The following is a 21,725-nucleotide window of genomic DNA, read 5'->3' as shown; positions in this document are numbered from 1 at the left end:
CGCAGGTCATCCGCGGGTCCCCTACCCTGTCGAGCAGTTAATCCAAGAGCGCTTTGACCGCAGCAGCGAGGCTCCCGAGCGCGGCGTCGGGATCGGCGGCGGCGCCGCGCTCAGCGACCTAATCGGCATTAGAGCGGTTCGGTTTCGCGCTCGAGCTTTGGACCCCTGCTGCTAGTCACGATGTTTCCTTGACGTCACACCGATTGTGGGAAAAAAGCATGCCGGATCGACGACGTCGGACCGCGCGCGTGACTCGTCGGCTTTTGTGTAAGGACGGAGGGTCGCCGACCGACGACGCTCCGGTCGGGGCTGGCGCTCAGTAGCTGTGCTATTTGCCAGGGGGCGGCAGAGCCGCTTTGGAGACACATGAGGTTAATTGTCACCGGCGGCGCGGGATTTATCGGCTCTGCTGTCTGCCGCTTTCTTTCGGGCGAACTCGGCCATCAGGTGCTTAACGTCGACAAGCTTACCTATGCTGGCAACCTCGCCTCGCTTCGGTCCCTCGACAGCGCCAAGACCTATCGCTTCGTCCGCGCGGACATCTGCGACGAGCAGGCTATGGCAGTGCTCTTCCAGGAGTTCAGGCCAGACGGCGTGATGCACTTGGCGGCTGAAAGCCATGTGGATCGCTCGATCGATCGCGCGGTCGACTTCGTTCAGACCAACGTGACCGGGACCTTCGTTCTTTTGGAGGCGGCGCGGGCCTATTGGAACACGCTCCGTGCACCTGAGCGGGAATCATTCCGCTTCCTCCAAGTGTCGACGGACGAGGTCTACGGCTCGCTCGGCGCGGACGGCCTGTTCCAGGAAACCACTCCCTACGATCCCAGCTCGCCCTACTCGGCCTCGAAGGCGGCTGCCGACCATCTTGCGAGCGCTTGGTACCGGACCTACGGGCTGCCGGTCGTCATCTCCAATTGCTCGAACAATTACGGACCCTACCATTTTCCTGAAAAGCTGATCCCGCTCACCATCCTCAACGCGTTGGACGGCAGGCAATTACCGATTTACGGGAAGGGCGAGAACATCCGGGATTGGCTTTATGTGGAGGACCACGCGCGCGCGCTGTTTCAGATCATGACCCGCGGGCGCCCTGGCGAGAAGTATAACGTCGGCGGTCGCAACGAGCGGCGCAACATCGATGTCGTGCGCCGCATCTGCGAGGTTCTGGACGAGATGAGGCCGAATGGCGCTCCCCACGAGCAATTAATCCGCTTCGTGGCCGACAGGCCCGGCCATGACCATCGCTACGCGATTGATGCCGGCAAGCTCGAAGGCGAACTCGGCTGGCGGGCCGAAGAGAGCTTCGACACGGGCATTGTGAAGACCGTGCGCTGGTATCTCGATAATTCCTGGTGGTGGAAGCCGCTTCGTCAGGGCATCTACGAGGGCGAGAGGTTAGGTCTGATCCACGGCGACAGCCGTGCGGGCTGACGAAATCACGAGACGACTGGTGCAACGGATTATCCGAGGAATTGCATGAAGGGTATCATCCTCGCGGGCGGGAGCGGCACGCGGCTGCACCCGATAACGTTGGTCACGTCGAAACAGCTGATGCCTGTCTACGACAAGCCTATGATCTACTATCCGCTTTCGGTCTTGATGCTGGCGGGCATTCGCGAGATCCTGCTCATCTCGACCCCACACGACCTTCCGCACTTTCAGAAACTCCTCGGCGACGGCGAGCAGTGGGGCCTCTCCCTCAGCTATGCGGCGCAGCCCTCTCCGGACGGGCTGGCACAAGCGTTTCTCATCGGGCGCGACTTCGTGCGAGGGGACCCCTCGGCCCTCATCCTCGGCGACAACATCTATTACGGCGCAGGCCTGTCGGAGATGCTGCGCAGGGCCCGCGAGCAGGAACGCGGCGCCACCATCTTCGGATACCACGTCACTGATCCGGAGAGATACGGCGTCGTCGAGTTCGACCAATCCATGAAGGCGATCAGCGTCGAGGAGAAGCCGGCGAAGCCAAAGTCGAATTGGGCCGTCACGGGCCTGTACTTCTACGACGAGCAGGTCGTTGACATCGCCGCCTCGCTCAAACCCAGCGCCCGAGGCGAGCTCGAGATTACCGACGTGAACCGTCGCTACTTGGAGATGGGCCAGCTCAACGTTATCCAGCTCGGTCGCGGCTTCGCTTGGCTGGACACCGGCACGCCAGACTCGCTTGCCGACGCTGCCAGCTACGTCCGCGCGCTGGAGAAGCGGCAGGGCCTGCGCATCTGCTGTCCGGAGGAGGTCGCGTTCGACCGCGGTTTCATCGACGCCGCGCAACTCGAGAAACTCGGTGCCGCGCTTGGCAAGAGCAGCTATGGCCAGTACCTCATCACGTTGGCTCGGAACGTAGGCAAACCATGATCGGCCGCGCTTCATGTTGATCGTCGGGGCGGCCGGATTCGTTGGGCGTCATCTCTGCGCCGCTTTGTCCGCGGCCGGTCGCGAGTCGACCTGCGTCTCGCGCAAAGTACCGGATGCAGAGTTCCTCGCCCGACACGCGCCTCACGCGCGGCCCCTCGCCTTGGACGAGTTCGAGCAGGACGTCGCGCGCCATCTGCGCCGCCATCACGCGCTCGTCTATCTCGCCTCGTCCTCAGTGCCCGGCACCTTCGCGGCGGAGCCCTGGCGCGAGCTCTCCGCCAACGTCGACCCCTTGCTGCGGCTCGCTCACGCGGCGGTCGCCGCGAATCCCGCGATCAAGCTGGTGTACGTGTCGTCGGGCGGCACCGTGTACGGCCGCGGGGACGGAACCCCCTTTCTGGAGACGGCAGCGCTCGCGCCGATCTCGAGCTACGGCTATGGCAAGGTCGCGGCCGAGGAGGCGCTGCGGTTCTTGGGCCGAAGCACCGGGCTGCGGACCGCGATCCTACGTGCCGCCAACCCGATCGGCAGGTGGCAGTCGGGCAAAGCGCACGGCATCGTATCCGTCGCCCTCCGTGCCGCCCTGTCGGGCTCCACGATCACGCTTTTCGGCGGCGGACTTCAGGTACGAGACTTCTTCGACGCAGACGATCTCGTGGCGGCCATCATCACCGCGGCGGACGGCACCCGCAACGAAGGTGTCTGGAACGTCGGGAGCGGTGTGGGGACGCGGGTGATAGACGTCGTAGGAACCGTAGAGCGGGTCACAGGACGGCCGGTCGCGCTCGACATGCACCCTGCGCGCTCGGCGGACGTCTCATACGCCGTGCTGGATTGCGCGCGAGCGCGGGCGGATCTCGGCTGGAGCGCCACCATCCCCTTGGAAGAGTCGATCGCGCGGATGGCCGCGTCAGCCTGAGGGCGGGGGTTGTCTCGGCCCGGCGATTCCATTAAGCCGCAGGGAGCCTCGATCACAGCAGCCGGACACGGACCCTTTGCCCAAGCACGTCACCGTCATCACGCCTGAACGCCGTGAGGACAACTACTGGGTCGATGTGTGGCGCGAGCGCGAGCTGCTGTACTTCCTCGCCTGGCGCGACTTGCTCGTTCGCTACAAGCAGACTTTCATCGGGGTAACCTGGACGGTGCTGCGCCCGCTGGCGACAATCCTCGTCTATACACTCGTCTTCGGCATCTTGGCCCAGCTCCCATCGCTCGGCATCCCCTACACGCTCATCGTGCTCACCGGTCTTCTGCCCTGGCAGCTGTTCTCGCTCGTGCTGATCGTCTCGAGCGAAAGCATCATGGCGAACTCCCAGCTCGTGCAGAAAGTGTATTTTCCGCGCCTGATCATCCCGCTCAGCTCGATCGTGGTCTGCATCGTCGACCATCTGGTCGCGTTCCTCTTGGTGTTCTTGCTGATGGCGTGGTTCGGGCTCGCTCCGGGGCCGCAGTTCCTGCTCCTGCCGTTCGTGACCCTCCTTGCCGTGGCCTGCGCCTTCGGGCTCGGCTTGATGGCCGCCGCGCTGAACACGCGCTATCGCGACCTGAGGCAACTCATCCCGATCGTGCTGCAGGTCGGCGTCTTCATCTGCCCAGTGGCCTATGCGACCAGCCTCATCAGCCCGAAATGGCAGTGGCTCTATGCGCTCAACCCGTTGGTCGGCGTGATCGACGCCTTCCGGTGGTGCATCCTCGCCAAGCCCGAGCTCATATATCCGCCGAGCATCCTCGTGAGCATCGCCTTCGCGACCGCTTCGGTGATCATCGGGATCAGAGTGTTCCGCCGCTTTGAGCCCACGTTCCCGGACGTGTTGTAAACCTCATGACCATTGCCCTGCGTGTAGAAAATCTCGGCAAGCTCTACGCCATCAACCAGGCGGCGCGGGGGACGACCTTGCGCGACCAGCTCGCGCGGGGTGTCAACCGGCTGCTCGGGCGCGGCAGTGAGGCGCAATCCCTCATCGAGCGAGAAGCGAATGAGAACGCGGCCCGGCCCCGCGACTTCTGGGCGCTCCGGGACGTGAGCTTCGAGGTCGAGGAGGGCGAGCGAGTCGGCATCATCGGCGCGAACGGCGCCGGCAAATCGACCCTGCTCAAGATTCTCAGCCGCATCACGCCGCCGACCGAGGGCCGGATCGAGATTCACGGGCGCGTGGCGAGCCTGCTCGAGGTCGGCACGGGCTTCCACCCCGAACTCTCGGGCCGCGAGAACGTCTATCTGAACGGTGCAGTGCTCGGCATGTCGCGCGGCGAGATCGCGCGCAAGTTCGATCAGATCGTGGACTTTTCCGGCGTCGAGAAGTTCATCGACACGCCGGTGAAACATTACTCGAGCGGCATGTACGTGCGCCTCGCATTCTCCGTGTCGGCTTGGCTCGATCCCGATATCCTCATCGTGGACGAGGTGCTCTCGGTCGGCGACCAGGCTTTCCAGAAGAAGTGCGAAGAGCGGATGCGCGAGCTCACCCGCGAGGGCCGGACCGTGCTCTTCGTCAGCCACTCGCTCGCGACCGTGAACCAGATGTGCAAGAAGGCCCTCTATCTCGAGGAGGGGCGCGCGCTGTCCTACGGCGTCGTGGAGGACCTGACGCGCGAGTACAACCGCGATGTCGTCAAGCAGATCGAGGTCGAGCGTGTGCAAGAGCACGGTGAGGATTGGCGCTGGCATCGTGCTCGCTTCAGCCTGCCGGACCCGCAGATCGAGACGCTTACCGACCATCCGGGCGCTGTCGAATGTCTGGGTGGTGAGGCAGTTTCTCCGGACGGAGAAGCCGCTGACGTTGTCCCGATAGATAAGCAGACTCACCTCGTAGTTCATTATCGTGTCAAACGCGATCTACCCCGCCCACTCGTTCCGACCTTCAATGTCTATGACGAGCTAGGCACGATCGTGTTTGTGGCGATGCCCGAGGCGTTGCTGCCGGGCAGAGCTGGAGACTACGAGGTTCGGTGCGTGTTGCCAGCGTTCCTTCTGAACGAAGGACGCTTCACGTTCAACGCTAACCTGAGCGACTTCGAGGCCGACAAGACGACGTTCTGCGCCGTAGTCGGTGCATTCCGGCTGGAGGTGCAGGAAGTCGACGTTGCGGCTGACCGTAGACGTCACGGTTACCGCGCCCCGTTGCCTGGGTTCACTCGGCCGAGATTGTCAATATCAGTGTGCCCAGCTGGAGCAGTTGATCGGGTTAATACCAGCGGTGAAATACCTCGTGCATCTTGATCGACAGATCCGATCGATGATCGAAGTAGAGGCGAGCCACATAGAAATGACAGCTAGCAGCAAAACAAACGAACTCGCGATTTTTCGTAAAAATAGCTACTCTCAATGTGGAGAGGATCTTATTATTGAGTTCATTTTGAATGTTCTTAGAGTTGATCATCCAAATTACATAGATATAGGCGCTTACCATCCCTATCGCTTTAGCAACACATTCCTGTTCTATGAAAAAGGGGCGAGCGGCATCTGCGTCGAAGCGGACCCCACCCTGGCTACAAACTTTGCAAATGCCCGCCCGTCGGATGTCGTTCTGAACGCTGCTATCTCCGGATCTTGGTCAGGAACTTCTGAATTTTACCTGATGTCGGAAGCATCCCTGAACACTCTCATCCGCGAGGAGGCGGACCGTTTGGTTCGCGACGAGGGTTGTCAGATTCAATCGGCGATCCCAATCGAAGTCATATCGATCACCGATCTCCTGAGACGTTATTGCTCGGATAAACCCTTAGATCTGCTGTCCATTGACGTAGAAGGCGCTGACGACGAGATTATCAGAAATATCGACTATTCCAATATCAGACCTAAGGTCGTATGCATTGAAACACTCACCTATAGCCGAACGGGATTACAGCAGAAAAATTCTTCTCTGATCGATCGCCTAAAAGATGAAGGTTATATGCTTTATGCAGATACGTATATCAATTCAATATTTGTTGATAGTAAATTGTGGCACAATAGATCTTGATACGCGATCAATCTGGCACAATGTCCAGCTTTGCTCTGGGTTAGGGTCTACAAACTCATGATGTGGAAACTAAAGGGAGCTTGGATGCAGCTCTCTAAGTCCTTCAAAGGGTCGGAGTATGCCGATCGTATAGCTCACCTGGAAGCTGAAGTGCGTCGACTTGAGTTCATTGATGCCAAATACAGGGGCTATGATGAAATTGAGCCGATAGTCACTGCGCTTCTTACCTTGGATCCGGGCGAACGGCGCAAGATCCTGTCGATGGACCTCGGCCAGTATGCGGTCGGCACGCAGAACGCCCAGACCCGGGACGCCTGGGTTGCGAAGGTCCTCTCCGACCTGCCGGCGGGTTCGCGCCTGCTCGATGCCGGGGCCGGCCAGTGCCAGTACAAGCATCACTGCGGCCACCTGGACTACGTGTCCCAGGACGTCGCTGTCTACGATGCCACAAGCGCGGTCGGGCTACAGAACCCGGGTTGGAGCTTCTCCGAAATCGACATCGTCTGTGACATCGTCGCCATCCCCGAGCCGGACGCTTCATTTGACGCGATCCTGTGCACCGAGGTCTTCGAGCACCTGCCCGACCCGGTTCGTGCGCTCGACGAGTTGGGGCGGCTCTTGAAGCCAGGCGGCTGCCTCATCACCACCGCGCCTTTCTGGAGCCTGACCCACCAGGCGCCGTTCCACTTCGCGACCGGCTTCAACCGTTTCTTCTACGAGCACCACTACGAGCGACTCGGCCTCGACATCGTGGAGCTCACGCCGAACGGGAACTTCTTCGAATGCGTCGGGCAGGAACTGAGGCGCATCGGCGACATGGCCCGACGGTTCGCGGACGACCAGCCGAGGGCGCTTGAGATCTACGCGACCCAGATCATACTGGCGATGGTCCAGCGCATGTCGGCGCGCGATACGGGCAGCACCGAGATGTTGCACTACGACTACCAGATACGTGCTATCAAGCGCGCGGTCAGCTGAGGTTTCGATCGCGCAGATGGGCATTGGCGACTCCTTCAGCTCGTTGCGGCGGCTCACGTCGCTCGTGCGTCGTGTGGCACGCGCGCCGGACCTGTTCGAGACATTGCTCCGGGAACGCTCGTTCATTGAAACGGCTCTGCGCGATCAGCCTTTCGTGGAGACGGCTTGGGGCCACCGCGAGACCGTGGCGACGCTCGCCGCGAAGATGCAGGCCGGCACGGACGACGAGCGCCGCGCCATTCGTGAGGTGCTGCGCCTGCTGCCTTACGCGGTCCAGGCGGTGGAAGAGCGCTACTGGCTGGAGAGCGCGCTCGAGCGCAAGGACTTCGTCATGAGGGCACTGGACACGCGCCGTGCGGACGAGAAGGCCATGCAAGCGTTCGATGAAGCTTTCGAGGCCTTCCGGCAGGCGTCAGAGGCGCAGGGCGGACGGCTGCCGGTCAGGCGCGAGGACATTCATCCCCAGTTGCACGACGCGACCGCCGGCACCGCGTTCGATCGCCACTACCTCTACCACCCGGCGTGGGCGGCCCGGATTCTGGCGCGGACGCGCCCTGCGGAGCATGTGGATATTTCCTCGATCCTTCATTTCTCCACGCTCCTGTCCGCCTTCGTCCCGACCCGCTTCTACGACTTCCGGCCAGCGGCGGTGCACCTCCATGGCCTCACCACCGGGGCGGCCGACCTGCTGTCACTGCCGTTCGAGGACGGATCCGTCGCCTCCTTGTCTTGCATGCATGTGCTCGAGCATATCGGGCTCGGCCGGTATGGCGATCCTCTTGATCCCGACGGCGACCTGAAGGCGATCCGGGAGCTCGTGCGGGTGTTGGCGCCAGGTGGCGATCTTCTCGTGGCCACGCCGGTCGGCGCGCCGCGCGTGCAGTTCAACGCACATCGCGTCTACGATCACGAACGCTTCGCCGAGGCTTTCGCGCCCCTCGAGCTGATCGAGTTCGCGCTCATTCCCGAGCATGGCGAGGAAGGGCTCGTCGTCGCGCCGCCTCCGGAGCGGGTGCGGGCCGAGACCTATGGCTGCGGATGTTTTTGGTTGCGAAAGCCCTTCCTTTGATGCGATGGCGGAGCCCCGCTTCAACGCCGGAGCGGATGGCGGAGGGAAGCGGCCCCCATGACCGGGCAGAGGACGATCATCACGCGCTTGATCGGCGGGCTGGGCAATCAGCTCTTCCAGTACGCTGCCGCGCGCGCGCTCGCGCTACGGCATGGCGGGTCCGTGAAGCTCGACCTGTCCGGCTTCGAGAGCTACGGCCTGCGCCGCTACGAGCTCGGGAGCTTTCCCATCGCGGCGTCCGAAGCGTCGGCCGATGAGCTGGCGGCATTGGCAGCACCTCCTCCGTCCGGGTTGGTGGCCCGTATCGTCGCCCGCTTCTCAGGGCCTAAGCCGAGCCACTATCGCGAGCCCCACTTCCATTTCGATCCGAATCTGTCGCGACAGGCGCTCCCTCTCTATATCGACGGGTACTGGCAATCCGAACGCTACTTCGCGGACGCGCGGGAGCCTCTCCTGCGTGAGCTGACCCCGCACAATCCGCTCGAGCCCGATAACGCACGGACCGCGGACATGATCCGGGGCACGCAGGCTGTGTCGCTGCATGTCCGGCGTGGCGACTATGTAACCAACGCGCACACCAACGCGTACCACGGGGTCTGCTCTCTCGATTATTATCGGGCGGCCGTCGCCCATATGGCGGCCGCCGTTCCCAACCCGCACTTCTTCGTCTTCTCGGACGATCACGCCTGGACGCGTGAGAACCTCACTACCGGTCATCCAACGACCTTCGTCGACGCCAACCCGGCCGACCGCGGCTTTCGCGACCTGCAGCTCATGTCGATGTGCCGGCACCACGTCATCGCGAACTCCTCGTTCAGCTGGTGGGGCGCCTGGCTCAACCCGTCGCCCTCCAAGATCGTCACGGCGCCTGCGCGCTGGTTCGCGGCCACGGATAAGGACACCTCGGACCTGATCCCAGAGGGGTGGGTGCGGCTGTGAGCACGCCAACCATCAGCGTCGTCCTGCCCGTGTACAACGGCGCGGCGGACGTCATCGCGGCGATCGAGTCCGTCCTCAACCAGAGCTTCGCCGACTTCGAGCTTCTGGCGATCGACGACTGCTCCCCTAGGGACAATTCCCTGGAGCTTATTCGCTGCTTCGCGGCCGAACGCGGCGATCCACGTCTCAAGGTGATCGCGCTCGATCGCAATCATGGCCTCGCCGGAGTGCTCAACGCGGGCATCGCGATGGCGCGGGGGCGCTACATCGCGCGCCAGGATCAGGACGACTTCTCCAAGCCGGAGCGCTTCGCTCGTCAGGTCGCCCAGCTGGAGGCCGATCCCGAGTGCGGCATGGTGGGCACGGGGGCCGAGATCTGGTCAGGCGGCGCCTTCACGGGCCGCGTCCACGACCATCCGGCGCGGAACAACGAGCTGCAGCACGACCTTCTGATCAACAACCCGTTCATGCATGCTTCCGTCATGCTCCGGCGGGAGGTCTTCGAGACGGTCGGGCCCTACTGCACGGACAAGTCCCGGCAGCCGCCCGAGGATTACGAGCTCTGGTCGCGGGTCGCACGCAGATGGCGTGTGGCCAACATCCCCGAGCGGCTGATGATCTACCAGGAAGTGGCGGGGAGCATGTCGCGCACCGGCGACAATCCTTTCCTCGACAAGGTCGTGACGATCGCGGCGGAGAACATCGCATGGTGGTGCGGCCTGCCGGCCCCCGATGCCGCTTGCCGCGATGCTGCGGCGCTGGGGAACGCCGCCTATGGCAAGCTGTCGGAGAAGGCCGACGTGGATACGATCACCGCGCGCGTCCTGGAAGCGTCGCGGGCGATCGCCGATCGGCATGGGGGCGAGGGCCTAGCCAAACGGCGCGACGAACTGGTCGCCAATCTCCGCCATCACTTTCTCCAGGCACGGCGCTTACCGGAGTCCGCCTCGCCGCTCCTGGCCCTTTACCGCCGTCTCCCTCTGCCAATCGGCGCGCGCCGTCTGATCCGGCGCTGGATCTCAGGGTAACAACATGGATGCGCAGCCGATCGACGGCCGGCGGATGAAGCTCCTTCTCTGCTGCGAATTCTATCACCCGAGCAGGGGCGGCGTGCAGGAGGTGATGCGGCAGCTCGCCGAGCGTTTCGCCGCAGCCGGGCACGACGTCACCGTCGCGACGACCTTCCTGCCCGAGCGCGGCTTCGAAGAGCTCAATGGCGTGAAGATCGCCTCGTTCCACATCAGCGGGAACCTGGTGCGCGGCCTTGAGGGTGAGATCCAGCGCTACCGCGATTTCCTGCGCGCCTTCGACGGGGACGCCATCCTGATGAAGGCGGCCCAGCAGTGGACGTTCGACGCGAGCTGGCCCGCGCTCGACGACATCAAATGCCGGAAGGTCTTCATCCCGTGCGGTTACTCCGCGCTCTATGAGCCGAGCTATGCGGGGTACTTCAAGGAGCTCCCCTCGATCATCGGGAAGTTCGACGAGCTGATCTTCTACGCCGAGGACTATCGGGACGTGAACTTCGCGCGGGAGCACGGCCTCGAGAAGCTGGCTTTCCTGCCGAACGGCGCGAGCGAGAAGGAATTCGACGTTCCACCTGCGTCGGGCATCCGGGCGCGGCTCGGGATTCCCGACGATGCACTGCTCCTGATCACCGTCGGCACGCCGATCAGCATGAAGGGTCATCTCGAGGTCGCGGAAGCGTTCGCACGCCTCGACCCGCGAGGTCGGCCGCTCGCCCTCGCGCTCAACGGGCAGTGGGGCGCCCGGCCCGCCGACGCGCCCGAACCGCCGAGGCCTGCCGACCCGATCGCGCCGGACGACACGCCGACGGAGTCCGAGCCGCCGCCCGTGAAGGAGCCCGCCAGACCGGAGCGCCAACGCGGGATCTCGGCGATTGTCGGGCGCGCCGTACTGACCTTACGGCGCGGCGGGGTTGGCACTTTCCTGAGGCGCGCCTGCCTTTGGGTCTATCACCGTACAATCTGGCTGCTCCTCATGCCATATTATCCGGTTCGCCGGCTGGTGCGCGATCTCGCCTTTCAGGCACGCCTCGCCCTGCACCGCGCCGTCTCCCCGAACTCGCCACCACCCCAGCCGCCGCCGCGCCTGCGGACCATCGACGACGCGATCGCCGATGCGCGCCGCGACCCTCTGAAGATGGTTGTCCAGACCGAGCTGCCGCGGAACGAAGTCGTGGAACTCTTCTTCGCGGCCGACCTCTTCGTGTTCGCGTCGCGGGTCGAGTACTCCCCGCTCGTGCTCTTCGAAGCCTCGGCGAGCGGCCTGCCGTTCCTCAGCGTTCCTGCCGGCAACGCCGCCGAGATCGCGCGCTGGTCCGGCGGCGGGGTGATCTGTTCGGCTGAAAAGGATGAGCGGGGTTACGTCAAGGTTGACCCGGCGATTCTTGCCACGGAGATCGACCGGCTGCTCCAAGACGACGCGCTCCGGGCATCGCTCGGCGAAGAGGGGCGGCGCGCTTGGCGTGAGCACTTCACCTGGGACGTCATCTCTCGCCGCTATCTAGCTATTCTGGCCGGGACCATGCCGGCTGAGGAACATGGTCCCCGTCGCTCGGAAATCCGTTGATTTACAGGTAACCTCTACTCGGGTGGCGTGCTACCTAGCTGCGGTTCATGAGCCAGGGCCTTCAAAATGTTTAATACCCTTTTCAGCCGCGCGAAGCGCGAGGCACCACCTGCAAGCGCGCCACCTGCCGACACACCGCCGGTTGACGTGCCGGTTGCCGAAGTGCCGCCTCCCAAGACGATCCATGATTTCCCACGTGACCTGCATCTAGGTTGTGGTGGCCGCCGCGCACCAGGGTTCTGCAACGTCGACATAACGGAGCAGGCGTCCGTCGACATCGTCGACAACGTTGTCACCCTTGCTGAGTTTCCCGATAACTACGCCAGCTCCATATACGCGTGCCACGTGCTTGAGCATTTTTCCCATGCAGAAGCGCCTGAAGTGCTTAGAACCTGGTTTAGGGTGCTGGCGCCGGGGGGGACGATCCGGATTTCAGTCCCGGACATCGACAGGATCGTCAAGATATACGTCAAAAATTGGGAACACTTCCAGAAGGACGGCCATTCTCCCTGGATCGGGTTGCTCTACGGTGGCCAGACGGATAAGTACGATTACCATAAGACTGGCTGGAATTTCTGCTGGATGGCACACATTATGCGCGACATCGGCTTTATCGACATGCAGGAGTATCCGCATGAGCCGCACTTCGTCGGTGCGGACTTCTGGGACAACTCGCTGGCGCATGAACCCTTCGGCGAGTTTCTGTCTCTCAATATGATGGCGAAGAAGCCGGCGTAATAACGCGAAAGCCGCGGGCGCGTCTTGGTTGGCATCGTCCGAGGAATTGTGCTTGACATCGGACGATGCCGGGCCGAGCGCGGGCAAGTCTCGGCGCTTGGAGGCATCCGCAGTCCGCTTCACGTGCTCGACGTAGGGACGCCCGCGAGCGTGGCCCGGAGACCCTTTCGGGCGGCCTCGGCCAGGATGGACCGGTCAATGATGAATGCGGCCAGCACGTCAGAAACGTGCTGGCTCCCGAGCCGTCGCGCGTCCGTCCCCCCGGCCTTACCGGGCTTGCAGCCATCAGGAGCACCGCCACGACGCCGATCGTGCGCTTTGCAGGCCTCGGGTTCGCTCCTCCCGGCCTCGAAGATCTCTGCCGATGGACACACCAACTCGCGGGAAGGCATCGGGCAATGGGCGAACGTGAGCTCTCGACGGATCGACCGACCGTCACTGCCCTGATCGCATCGGCGGAGTCCTGAACTGCGCTCCCCGGATCGATCCGTGAGCGCGCTCGAACCTATTCGTGACCTCTCGGTGAAGCTTAGCGTCCGCAGCATAGCTTGAGATGCTGTCGCAACATCTTCAGGGCACAGCGGAAGGTGGCTCGAAGACCGAGTCGCCCATGCGTCGACCCGACGCAAGTCTGACAACCGCCCGTCGTAAGACGGCTCGCATCGTACCCTTGAAGCTTTCGATCAATCGCGCCATAAGGAGCACCCCGCCGCGCGGAGCGAAGAAGTGTTGGCGCGGCTCTCTCGGCCGCAGTTCCCTGCCCATCATGGCGGACGACAACGGGATGCATCTCAGCAATGACGTGGACATCGACCGAGAAGCGCGTCGCCCTCGTGACGGGCGTGACAGGACAGGACGGAGCTTACCTCGCCGAGTTGCTGCTCGCCAAAGGCTATGAGGTCCATGGCGTCAAGCGGCGCTCGTCGTCGTTCAACACGCAGCGCATCGACCATCTCTATCAAGACCCACATACCGAAGGCGCCCGGTTCCATCTCCACTACGGAGACATGACGGACTCGACCAACCTCATCCGCCTGATGCAGGAGGTGCGCCCGACGGAGATCTACAACCTCGCCGCTCAAAGCCACGTGGCGGTCAGCTTCGAGAGCCCGGAATACACCGCCAACGCGGACGGCATCGGCGTCCTGCGTCTCCTCGAGGCGATCCGCATCCTTGGGATGGAGAAGCAGACGCGGTTCTACCAGGCCTCGACTTCTGAGCTTTACGGCCTGGTTCAGGAAGTACCCCAGCGCGAGAGCACGCCGTTCTACCCCCGTTCGCCCTATGCCGTCGCAAAGCTGTACGGCTACTGGATCACGGTGAACTACCGCGAGGCTTACGGGATGCACGCCTCGAACGGCATCCTGTTCAACCACGAGAGCCCTATCCGGGGCGAGACCTTCGTCACGCGCAAAATTACGCGCGGCGCGGCGCGGATCGAGGTCGGCCTGGACGACTGCCTCTATCTTGGCAACCTCGACGCCAAACGCGATTGGGGGCACGCGAAGGACTATGTCCGCGGGATGTGGATGATCATGCAGGCGCCGAAGCCGGACGACTACGTCCTCGCGACCGGAGAGACCCGCACGGTGCGCGAATTTGTGGAAATGTCCTTCGCCGAGCTTGGGCGCACGATCGAGTGGCAAGGCGAGGGTGTCGACGAGACTGGCGTTGATTCGGCTTCCGGTAAGACGGTGGTCCGAATCGATCCGCGCTACTTTCGGCCGACGGAGGTGGATCTCCTGCTGGGCGACCCGACGAAGGCGCGGCAGCAACTCGGCTGGAGCCCGGAGATCAGCTTCCGCGAACTGGTGCGCGATATGGTTGCGGCCGACCACGCCACGGCGGTGCGGGAGAGAGCCAATGCTGGGAGCTGAGTACCGGCTCGCGGGGAAAAAGGTCTACGTCGCCGGCCATCGCGGAATGGTGGGTGGTGCCATCGTACGACGCCTTGCGCGCGAGAACTGCATAGTTCAGACCAGCGCGCGGGGGGAGGTCGACCTTCGCAATCAGGCTCAGGTTGATCGTTGGTTCGAGGCGAACCGGCCGCAGGCGGTGTTCCTCGCTGCAGCCAAGGTGGGCGGCATCCACGCCAACAACGTGATGCGGGCGGAGTTCATTTACGACAACCTCGCCATTGCCTTGAACGTGATCCACGCCGCGCACCAGTTCGGCACTGAGAAGCTGATGTTTCTCGGCTCGACCTGTATCTACCCGAAGCTTGCGCATCAGCCGATGGATGAGGGGCAAATGTTGCAGGGGCCGCTCGAGCCGACGAACGAGCCCTATGCCATCGCGAAGATCGCCGGGATCAAGCTAGCCGAAAGCTACCGGCGACAGTACGGCCGGGACTTCATCAGCGTGATGCCGACGAACCTTTACGGGCTGGGCGACAACTACCATCCCGAGAACAGCCACGTTGTGCCGGCCCTGATCAGGCGGTTCCACGAAGCGAAGGTCTCCGGCGCGCCGAGCATGGCTGTCTGGGGATCGGGCACGCCGCGACGCGAGTTCCTCTACTCGGAGGACCTTGCGGACGCCTGCGTCCACCTCATGAAGTCCTACTCCGATGATGGCTTAGTCAATATCGGCGTCGGGCGCGACGTGACGATCCGCGAGCTGGCCGAGCTCATCGCAGCCACGGTCGGTTACACGGGCGCTATCACTTTCGATGCATCGAAACCCGACGGAACCCCTCGCAAGCTTGTCGATGTGACGCGCCTCACCGGGCTCGGCTGGAAAGCGTCGACCTCTTTGGCGGACGGACTGCGACAGGCATACGCGGATTTTCTGTCGGAGAGCCGGCGCGCAGCGTGACAAGAGACCCTCGTGGCGAGCAGCGCACACAGTTCCGGCAAGCGCCTTCAACATCGGTGCCTCAGGGCAGTCCTGCGCTTCGTTGACAACGCGGCCGGTGGCGCAAGCCCGAGCCTGCGCGGGAGCGCGAGATACCTTGTCGGCCTGATCGACCAAGGCCGGTACGGGGAGGTGGAGGCCCTACTGACGCAGGGAACGAGAAAGGCCGCCCGCCGGGCGCTGCCCTTTCTCGCAACACGCAAGCGGAGGCGCAGCGCGACGCTTGCGATCGACGCTCCGACGCAAAGGCTTGGTCCGAACGCAACGCTCGTCCCGAAGTCGGCCTGGCGCTATCCCTCGCCCGATGCTCCGTTGCTCGCGAGTGTCGTGATCCCCTGCTACAACTATGGACGCTTCGTCGCCGAGGCCGTCCGCTCCGCACAAGCGCAGACTATCTCCTCGTTCGAGATCGTCGTGGTGGACGACGGGTCGACCGACGCCGCAACCGTCGAGGTGCTGGACGGCCTAGCCCGAGAGGGTGGCATCACACTGATCCGGCAGACGAATCAGGGGCTGTCATCGGCGCGCAACTCCGGGATTGCGGTGGCACGCGGTGAGTATGTCTGCTGTCTCGACGCCGACGACCTGATCGACCCCACGTACCTTGAGGCCGCCATCGCAGTGATGATGGCAGACGCCAGCATAGGCTTCGCCTATTCGCACGTGCGCTTCTTCGGGGATGTGGACGAGGTCTGGCAGACACACGACTTCGACATCCAGGAGGCCCTGGTCGCCAACTTCACGCCAGTAAGCGCGGTTTTCCGGCGCGACGATTGGCGGGAGGCGGGAGGCTATTCCACCGCCATGCGCGGGGGCTTCGAGGACTGGGAGTTCTGGATCCGGCTCGCACGCCTCGGCCGGCGTGGCCGGGCGATCGCTCACGCCCTTTTCCTGCATCGGCGCCATGGCCGCACGATGACGCATGACGCCAAGGACATGCACGACGAGTTGCACGGCCGCATCCGCGCGCTCAATGCCCCTGCGTTTGACGATCCTGCCCTTCGCCGGACCCTGCGCGGCCTCGGCGGCCCGCAGCGGGACCCGGACGCCATGTTCAGGACGCTGACGCCCGCTGTCGCTGCGGACCGCCGTCCGGGGCTGCTCGTCGTGACCGCTTGGCTGCGACGCGGAGGCGCGGAAGCCTTATTGTTATCGATCCTGCGCACGCTGGCGCCGGCCTGGCGGATCGTGATCGTCACGACGGAGGCCGACCCGCACCTCATGACGGACGCGTTCCGCGCCGCGAGCACCGAAATTTTCCACCTCGACGGATTCCTGGACGAGGCTTGGCGCCGGCCATTCCTCAATCACCTGGTGGCCAGCCGAGCTGTCACTCACATCCTCTCGTCGGGCTCGGCCTGGTTCCTGAACTCGCTTGCGGACGTCAAGGCGCGCGCGTCGCATCGTGTTGCGGCCATCAACGTCATCCACAACGAGGTCCCGGACTCGGTCTTTCGCGCCGCGATGAACGCAGGCGCAACTCTCGACCACCATGTCGCGATCTCGCGGCAGGTGGAGAGGCTTCTGACGGGCGCCGGCGTTCCGCCATCCTCCGTGACCTATATTCCAAACGGCATCGACGCGGCGCCCTTTGCCGCCGCGACGGAGCGGCGCGCGGGACTGCGCGCGGAGTTTGGGTTCGGGCCGCAAGAGATTGTCCTCATCTGGGCTGGCCGTCTTGGCATTGAAAAGCGACCCGACGCATTCGTCCAAATCGTCGCCGCATTGCAGCGCCGGCTCAGGTTGCGCGCCGTCATAGCCGGCGATGGCCCGCTTGCCGACGATGTTCGCGCACTTGCCGTACGCGAGGGCGCACTCGACGCGATCACGTTTGCGGGCCACGTGACGCCTGCGCGGATCGCAGCCCTGCTTACCGCAGCCGACATGCTCGTGCTGACGTCGGCCGTCGAGGGCCTGCCCCTGATCGTGCTTGAGGCGCTCGCGGCGGGCTGCCCGGTTGCTGCAACCGACGTCGGCGACATCGCCCTCGTCGTCAAGGACGGGATCGACGGTGTCCTGGTACCAGCCGCCCGGCCGCTAGATCTTGCCGATCGGATCGCGGGAGCGGTGAAGACCGGACTGGCGACGCCGGAAAGCCGCTACGCGATCGGCGCGCGCTTCAATGCAGGACCGAATACGCTCGACGCGATGAGCGGAGCCTATGCCCGGCTCCTCGCCGCACTGGCATGATCGGGGCCCCTCGCCAGAGCGGACAAGAGCGCTTCAACGAAGGCGTCGCCTGACGTCGTGGCGCACGCCGCGGCAGCGCCAGACGCAAGCCGGGAGTGCAAGCCTGGCACGTCCATCATCTCCCGTGCCGCTTCGGCAAGCGCGGCGGCATTGGCTTCGCGAGCCAGAAGCCCGGTCGTCCGGTCGCGCACTTGCTCCTTCAAGCCGCCCACGGGGGTCGCGATCACGGGAAGCCCCGCACCGAGCGCCGTCGCAGCGACACCGGACTGGCTGGCTTCGATATGAGAGAGCACCAGAGCGTGATGCTCGCGCAAAGCGGAGGCGATCTCCGCGTCACTCACCCACCGATTGACGACCTTCGCGCCGAGCGCGGCAAGCGCCGCCTCATTTGAGCCAAGACCCCCTTCGCCCATGACCGTCGCTTCCACGGCCCGTCCTTCGGCTCGCAGACGGGAGACCATGTCGACGAACAGGGGAAGGCCCTTGTAGGGCATGATCCGCCCCAAGAACAGGAAGCGCCAGGGTTCTCCGGCAGGCGGGGCGACCGGTGCGAGATTGGCCGGCCCCGTTGCCGGGTGGAACAGCACCTTGAGACGGGACGCCTCGATCCCTTGCCGGCGCTGCAATTCCGCTGCCACCCCTTCGCTTAGCGTGAAAACGGTATCGGCCGTCAGCGCGTCCCGGAGAAGCAGCGGCAGTACGACCCCGGTTCCGTCACCGGGATGACGGATCGCATCGTGGATCACCGTATGGTAACGAGCGCCGCCTTCCCGGAAGGCGGAGGATACCGCGAAGGACCACACGTGTGGCATCAACGTCACGACGTCGGTGATTCCCTGCTCCCGGACGAGGGCCGCCACGCTGCGCCGGAGCGCGCGCAGCCGCGCCAGGTTCAGCGCACCTGGACTGCGCTGAAAAATATCGGCGAGGACAATCCTGCCACCTAAGACGGCGAAAGCGGGCAAGTCGGAGTTATGACGAGAGAGCGACACCAGATAATCCGTATCGCCTCGCCTGCCGAAGGCACCTAAAATCTCATGAACCAGGGCATTAAGACCCCGGCGACCCCAGTATACCACCAGTATTTTTTGAGGATGTCTCACCATGAGAAATGGCCTAAACGATCGAATCGACTCTAAGATCGAACGCGCCGCACGGCCGAACTCGATTCGATCCGCTGACCTGAGCGTCCTATGCCGATTTGGTCGAGGCTACCAACCCGAAGGTCAGCCCCGCGGACTTCGTGCCGTCGTGGCACAAATCGCGCGCTATCGTCAACGCCGGGCCCGACAACCGATGAAGGGCGGAGTTCGGCGGCTCAGGGCGTATGAGACCTCGGCGCGTAACGCCCTCGATGGCCTATGGAGGGCGCTTTGCAGGGTCTCGCGCCGCCCGGGCGCCGGGCGCGCCCGCGCGCGTTGACTGCCAAGGCCTTGAGGCGCTACCTCCCGCAATGCCGAAGCGAGGTCGCGGGCCGATGCCAGAGAAGTCTCAGCTCATCCATCCCGTGATCATGTGCGGCGGCTCGGGCACGCGCCTATGGCCTGCTTCGCGCGACAGCATGCCGAAGCAATTCATCGAGCTGCTGGAGGGGGAATCGACCTTCCAGGCAACCGCTCGGCGGGTGAGCGACGCCACCACCTTCGCTCGCCCGACGGTCGTCACCGCCGCGGATTCCCGGTTCATCGTCGCCGAGCAGTTGCTTGAGGCGGGCGTGCAAGCCGACATCGTGCTCGAGCCGATGCGCCGGGACTCCGCCGCCGCGGTTGCCGTCGCGGCCTGCCACGCGGCCCAGCGTGATCCGGAAGCAGTCGTGCTCATCATGGCTGCCGACCATGTCATCAGCGACCCAGAGACCTTCGTCGACGCCTGCCGCGAGGCGTCCGGCACGGCGCACCTCGGCCTCGTCATGACGCTCGGCGTCCGTCCCACCCAACCTGCGACCGCCTATGGCTATATCGCGACTGGAACGCCGGTAGAGGGCACAAACGCATTCCAGGTCGCCAGCTTCGTCGAGAAGCCCGACGCCGCCACCGCGCAGCGCTACATTGACGAGGGCTTCCTCTGGAATTCCGGCTACTTCCTGTTTCGCGCCGACGTGATGATCACCGAGCTCGAGGCCCATGCTCCGGCCATCCTGGCGGCGGCACGCGCCGCTGTCGAGCGCGCCACGATCGACCTCGATTTCGTACGCCTGCACGAGGAGGAGTTCTCCCGCGCCCCCAAGACGTCGATAGACTACGCCCTAATGGAGAAAACGACACGGGCAGGTGTCCTTCCCGTGTCGTTCTCCTGGTCCGACATCGGCACGTGGGATGCCCTGTGGGATGCGTCGCCGAGGGACGGAGACGGCAATGCCGTGCGCGGCAATGTGGAGGTCGTCGCGACGCGCAACAGCCTCGTCCACTCGGAAGGGCTTCTTACCGCCGTGGTCGGGATCGACGACGTTGTCGTCGTTTCGACCCCCGACGCGGTCCTCGTCACATCGCGGGAACGATCCGGGCAGGTCAAGGACCTCGTCGCCTCGCTGAAGGCCAAGCATCACCGCGAGGCGGACGAGCACCTACGAATGTACCGGCCTTGGGGCTGGTACCAGCGGATCGACATCGGCCAGCGCTTCCAGGTGAAGCGGATCATGGTCAAGCCGGGCGGCCGCTTGTCGCTGCAGAAGCACTACCACCGGGCCGAGCATTGGGTCGTCGTGCGCGGCACGGCGGAGGTGACCGTCGACGACCGTGTGGTTCTCGTTCACGAGAACGAGGCCGTCTACCTGCCGATCGGATGCATCCACCGCCTGACGAACCCCGGCCGCATCCCGCTCGAATTGATCGAGGTTCAAGTGGGCAGCTACACGGGCGAGGACGACATCATCCGCGTCGAGGATGTTTATGGCCGCTAAGCGGCACCGGCATCGCGAACGGGAACCTTGAGCTTTAGAGGTGATTGTCCATCCGCCTTTGAGCAGGAGGGTGCGATGCAAAGCCGTTGGATGACCTATCTCGAGCTGGCTCAGCTTCTTAAGGTCGCCCCGTCTGACGCTCGCCGTTGGGCCGATCAGGCCCACCTGCCCAAAGCTTTTAAGGCGCATGGGGAGCTCGTCCTGGTTCCGCTGCGAAGCGATGCCTGAGATTTGCTCAGCTTAGCGGTCAGGCGAATTGGATCGACTCCTCTCGCCGGCCGGGCGACGTTGTCTGAGGCGCCCCGGCGACCTCACCTCCCCAAAACTACCCGAATCGTGTTCGCATCCACCTTGACCCGCCCCGGCCGCTCCGGTCGAGTGATGTCCGGTGTGAGAGGGCGTGTGTCATGCGTGAGCCGACCGAAGCGCGGGGGCACGGGCGCTCGCGGAAACGCGTGCTGCCCATCGTTGCGCTCGCGCTCGTGGGAGCTTTCGCACTCGCGCTCGACCTTCACCACTTGATCTCCTTCGACGCGCTCAAGGAGCACCGGGCGGCTCTCGCCGACTTCGTGGCGGCGCATCGCGGGCTTGCCGCCCTGGCCTATCTGGGCGCCTATGCGGCCGCCATCGCCGTGTCGCTGCCCGGCGCCCTCATCCTCACCGTCACGGGCGGCTTCCTGTTCGGCACGGCCACGGGCGCGGCCCTCGCGGTCGTAGGGGCCACCATCGGCGCGACCATCCTGTTTCTCGTCGCGCGAACGGCCTTCGGCGATGCATTGCGGGCACGGGTCGGCGGTGCCGCCGGGCGGATGGCGGAGGGCTTCAGGCGCGACGCGCTGAGCTACCTCCTCGTGCTGCGGATCGTGCCGCTGTTCCCGTTCTTCGTCGTCAACCTGGCCTGTGCCTTCCTGGGCGTGCCGCTTCGCGCCTACGTGATCGGGACGGCCCTCGGCATCGTGCCCGGGAGCGTCGTCTATGCGAGCGTGGGGGCCGGGCTCGGCAGCGTCTTTGACCGGGGCGAGAGCTTTTCCGCCAAAGGCGTGCTCACGCCGGAGGTGATCGGCGCATTGCTGGGCCTTGCGGCGCTCGCCCTCGTCCCGCTCGTCTATCGCCGCTGGAGCACGCGGGCGGAGGGCTAAGC

18 protein-coding genes are annotated in these 21,725 nt (G+C 64.1%); 17 read left to right on the top strand and 1 reads right to left on the bottom strand.

Going from position 1 to position 21,725, the window contains the following annotated elements; translation table 11 throughout:
* Positions 1-366: 366 nt before the first annotated feature.
* From rfbB to F0L46_RS21055, 15 genes are all read left to right on the top strand, one after another.
* Entirely contained in the window at positions 367-1,434 is a 1,068-nt protein-coding gene (gene rfbB, locus F0L46_RS21125; RefSeq protein ID WP_149821290.1) for a dTDP-glucose 4,6-dehydratase, read from the top strand.
* A gap of 45 nt (positions 1,435-1,479) precedes the next feature.
* Positions 1,480-2,358 (top strand): glucose-1-phosphate thymidylyltransferase RfbA, encoded by an 879-nt coding sequence (rfbA, locus tag F0L46_RS21120; RefSeq protein WP_149821288.1) that lies wholly within the window; start codon positions 1,480-1,482, stop codon positions 2,356-2,358.
* 13 nt (positions 2,359-2,371) lie between these two features.
* On the top strand, positions 2,372-3,277 hold the full coding sequence (locus F0L46_RS21115) for an NAD-dependent epimerase/dehydratase family protein (protein ID WP_149821286.1): 906 nt from the start codon (positions 2,372-2,374) through the stop codon (positions 3,275-3,277).
* Between the two features lie 76 nt (positions 3,278-3,353).
* Complete coding sequence (locus F0L46_RS21110) at positions 3,354-4,178, top strand: ABC transporter permease (protein WP_149821284.1); 825 nt, start codon at positions 3,354-3,356, stop codon at positions 4,176-4,178.
* A 5-nt stretch (positions 4,179-4,183) separates the two neighbouring features.
* Positions 4,184-5,581: an ABC transporter ATP-binding protein gene (locus F0L46_RS21105; protein ID WP_149821282.1), complete on the top strand. Its 1,398-nt coding sequence runs from the start codon at positions 4,184-4,186 to the stop codon at positions 5,579-5,581.
* Between the two features lie 16 nt (positions 5,582-5,597).
* A complete protein-coding gene (locus F0L46_RS21100; protein WP_149821281.1) occupies positions 5,598-6,323 on the top strand; it encodes an FkbM family methyltransferase in 726 nt (241 codons plus the stop codon).
* Between the two features lie 84 nt (positions 6,324-6,407).
* Positions 6,408-7,301: a class I SAM-dependent methyltransferase gene (locus F0L46_RS21095; RefSeq protein ID WP_188312074.1), complete on the top strand. Its 894-nt coding sequence runs from the start codon at positions 6,408-6,410 to the stop codon at positions 7,299-7,301.
* Positions 7,302-7,317: 16 nt separating this feature from the next.
* The gene (locus F0L46_RS21090; RefSeq protein ID WP_210247669.1) at positions 7,318-8,370 is read left to right on the top strand and encodes a DUF268 domain-containing protein; all 1,053 of its coding nucleotides are present in this window, start codon (positions 7,318-7,320) and stop codon (positions 8,368-8,370) included.
* A 57-nt stretch (positions 8,371-8,427) separates the two neighbouring features.
* Positions 8,428-9,309, top strand: coding sequence for an alpha-1,2-fucosyltransferase (locus F0L46_RS21085; RefSeq protein WP_149821277.1), 882 nt, complete (start codon positions 8,428-8,430; stop codon positions 9,307-9,309).
* On the top strand, positions 9,306-10,337 hold the full coding sequence (locus F0L46_RS21080) for a glycosyltransferase family 2 protein (protein WP_188312073.1): 1,032 nt from the start codon (positions 9,306-9,308) through the stop codon (positions 10,335-10,337). Before F0L46_RS21085 ends, F0L46_RS21080 begins: the two co-directional genes overlap by 4 nt.
* A gap of 4 nt (positions 10,338-10,341) precedes the next feature.
* Positions 10,342-11,901, top strand: coding sequence for a glycosyltransferase family 4 protein (locus F0L46_RS21075; protein ID WP_210247668.1), 1,560 nt, complete (start codon positions 10,342-10,344; stop codon positions 11,899-11,901).
* Positions 11,902-11,967: 66 nt separating this feature from the next.
* The gene (locus tag F0L46_RS21070) at positions 11,968-12,639 is read left to right on the top strand and encodes a class I SAM-dependent methyltransferase (RefSeq protein WP_149821273.1); all 672 of its coding nucleotides are present in this window, start codon (positions 11,968-11,970) and stop codon (positions 12,637-12,639) included.
* A gap of 797 nt (positions 12,640-13,436) precedes the next feature.
* Complete coding sequence (gmd, locus tag F0L46_RS21065; protein WP_149821271.1) at positions 13,437-14,516, top strand: GDP-mannose 4,6-dehydratase; 1,080 nt, start codon at positions 13,437-13,439, stop codon at positions 14,514-14,516.
* A complete protein-coding gene (fcl, locus tag F0L46_RS21060) occupies positions 14,503-15,456 on the top strand; it encodes a GDP-L-fucose synthase (RefSeq protein ID WP_149821269.1) in 954 nt (317 codons plus the stop codon). Before gmd ends, fcl begins: the two co-directional genes overlap by 14 nt.
* Before the next feature lie 12 nt (positions 15,457-15,468).
* Positions 15,469-17,685, top strand: a complete 2,217-nt coding sequence (locus F0L46_RS21055; RefSeq protein WP_149821267.1) for a glycosyltransferase — start codon at positions 15,469-15,471, stop codon at positions 17,683-17,685.
* On the opposite strand, the gene F0L46_RS21050 is transcribed toward F0L46_RS21055, so the two are convergent.
* Positions 17,655-18,791: a glycosyltransferase family 4 protein gene (locus F0L46_RS21050; RefSeq protein ID WP_149821265.1), complete on the bottom strand. Its 1,137-nt coding sequence runs from the start codon at positions 18,789-18,791 to the stop codon at positions 17,655-17,657. The two genes, F0L46_RS21055 and F0L46_RS21050, sit on opposite strands and share 31 nt — an antisense overlap.
* A 371-nt stretch (positions 18,792-19,162) precedes the next feature.
* Here F0L46_RS21050 and F0L46_RS21045 point away from each other — a divergent pair, with 371 nt between their 5' ends.
* Entirely contained in the window at positions 19,163-20,584 is a 1,422-nt protein-coding gene (locus F0L46_RS21045) for a mannose-1-phosphate guanylyltransferase/mannose-6-phosphate isomerase (protein WP_149821320.1), read from the top strand.
* Between the two features lie 455 nt (positions 20,585-21,039).
* The gene (locus F0L46_RS21040) at positions 21,040-21,723 is read left to right on the top strand and encodes a TVP38/TMEM64 family protein (protein WP_240540088.1); all 684 of its coding nucleotides are present in this window, start codon (positions 21,040-21,042) and stop codon (positions 21,721-21,723) included.
* Positions 21,724-21,725 lie beyond the last annotated feature (2 nt).

It is taken from the genome of Salinarimonas soli, assembly GCF_008386575.1.
In the GTDB taxonomy this organism is placed as follows: domain Bacteria; phylum Pseudomonadota; class Alphaproteobacteria; order Rhizobiales; family Beijerinckiaceae; genus Salinarimonas_A; species Salinarimonas_A soli.
The sequence above is the reverse complement of the archived record's forward strand: the minus strand, read 5'-3'. Positions and strand labels throughout refer to the sequence as shown.

Excerpts from the sequence above, each read along its gene's own strand:
- rfbB (WP_149821290.1), top strand. The coding sequence starts at position 367 with ATGAGGTTAATTGTCACCGGCGGCGCGGGATTTATCGGCTCTGCTGTC.
- rfbA (WP_149821288.1), top strand. The coding sequence starts at position 1,480 with ATGAAGGGTATCATCCTCGCGGGCGGGAGCGGCACGCGGCTGCACCCG.
- F0L46_RS21115 (WP_149821286.1), top strand. The coding sequence starts at position 2,372 with ATGTTGATCGTCGGGGCGGCCGGATTCGTTGGGCGTCATCTCTGCGCC.
- F0L46_RS21105 (WP_149821282.1), top strand. The coding sequence starts at position 4,184 with ATGACCATTGCCCTGCGTGTAGAAAATCTCGGCAAGCTCTACGCCATC.
- F0L46_RS21100 (WP_149821281.1), top strand. The coding sequence starts at position 5,598 with ATGATCGAAGTAGAGGCGAGCCACATAGAAATGACAGCTAGCAGCAAA.
- F0L46_RS21095 (WP_188312074.1), top strand. The coding sequence starts at position 6,408 with ATGCAGCTCTCTAAGTCCTTCAAAGGGTCGGAGTATGCCGATCGTATA.
- F0L46_RS21090 (WP_210247669.1), top strand. The coding sequence starts at position 7,318 with ATGGGCATTGGCGACTCCTTCAGCTCGTTGCGGCGGCTCACGTCGCTC.
- F0L46_RS21085 (WP_149821277.1), top strand. The coding sequence starts at position 8,428 with ATGACCGGGCAGAGGACGATCATCACGCGCTTGATCGGCGGGCTGGGC.
- F0L46_RS21075 (WP_210247668.1), top strand. The coding sequence starts at position 10,342 with ATGGATGCGCAGCCGATCGACGGCCGGCGGATGAAGCTCCTTCTCTGC.
- F0L46_RS21070 (WP_149821273.1), top strand. The coding sequence starts at position 11,968 with ATGTTTAATACCCTTTTCAGCCGCGCGAAGCGCGAGGCACCACCTGCA.
- gmd (WP_149821271.1), top strand. The coding sequence starts at position 13,437 with ATGACGTGGACATCGACCGAGAAGCGCGTCGCCCTCGTGACGGGCGTG.
- fcl (WP_149821269.1), top strand. The coding sequence starts at position 14,503 with ATGCTGGGAGCTGAGTACCGGCTCGCGGGGAAAAAGGTCTACGTCGCC.
- F0L46_RS21050 (WP_149821265.1), bottom strand. The coding sequence starts at position 18,791 with ATGGTGAGACATCCTCAAAAAATACTGGTGGTATACTGGGGTCGCCGG.
- F0L46_RS21045 (WP_149821320.1), top strand. The coding sequence starts at position 19,163 with ATGCCAGAGAAGTCTCAGCTCATCCATCCCGTGATCATGTGCGGCGGC.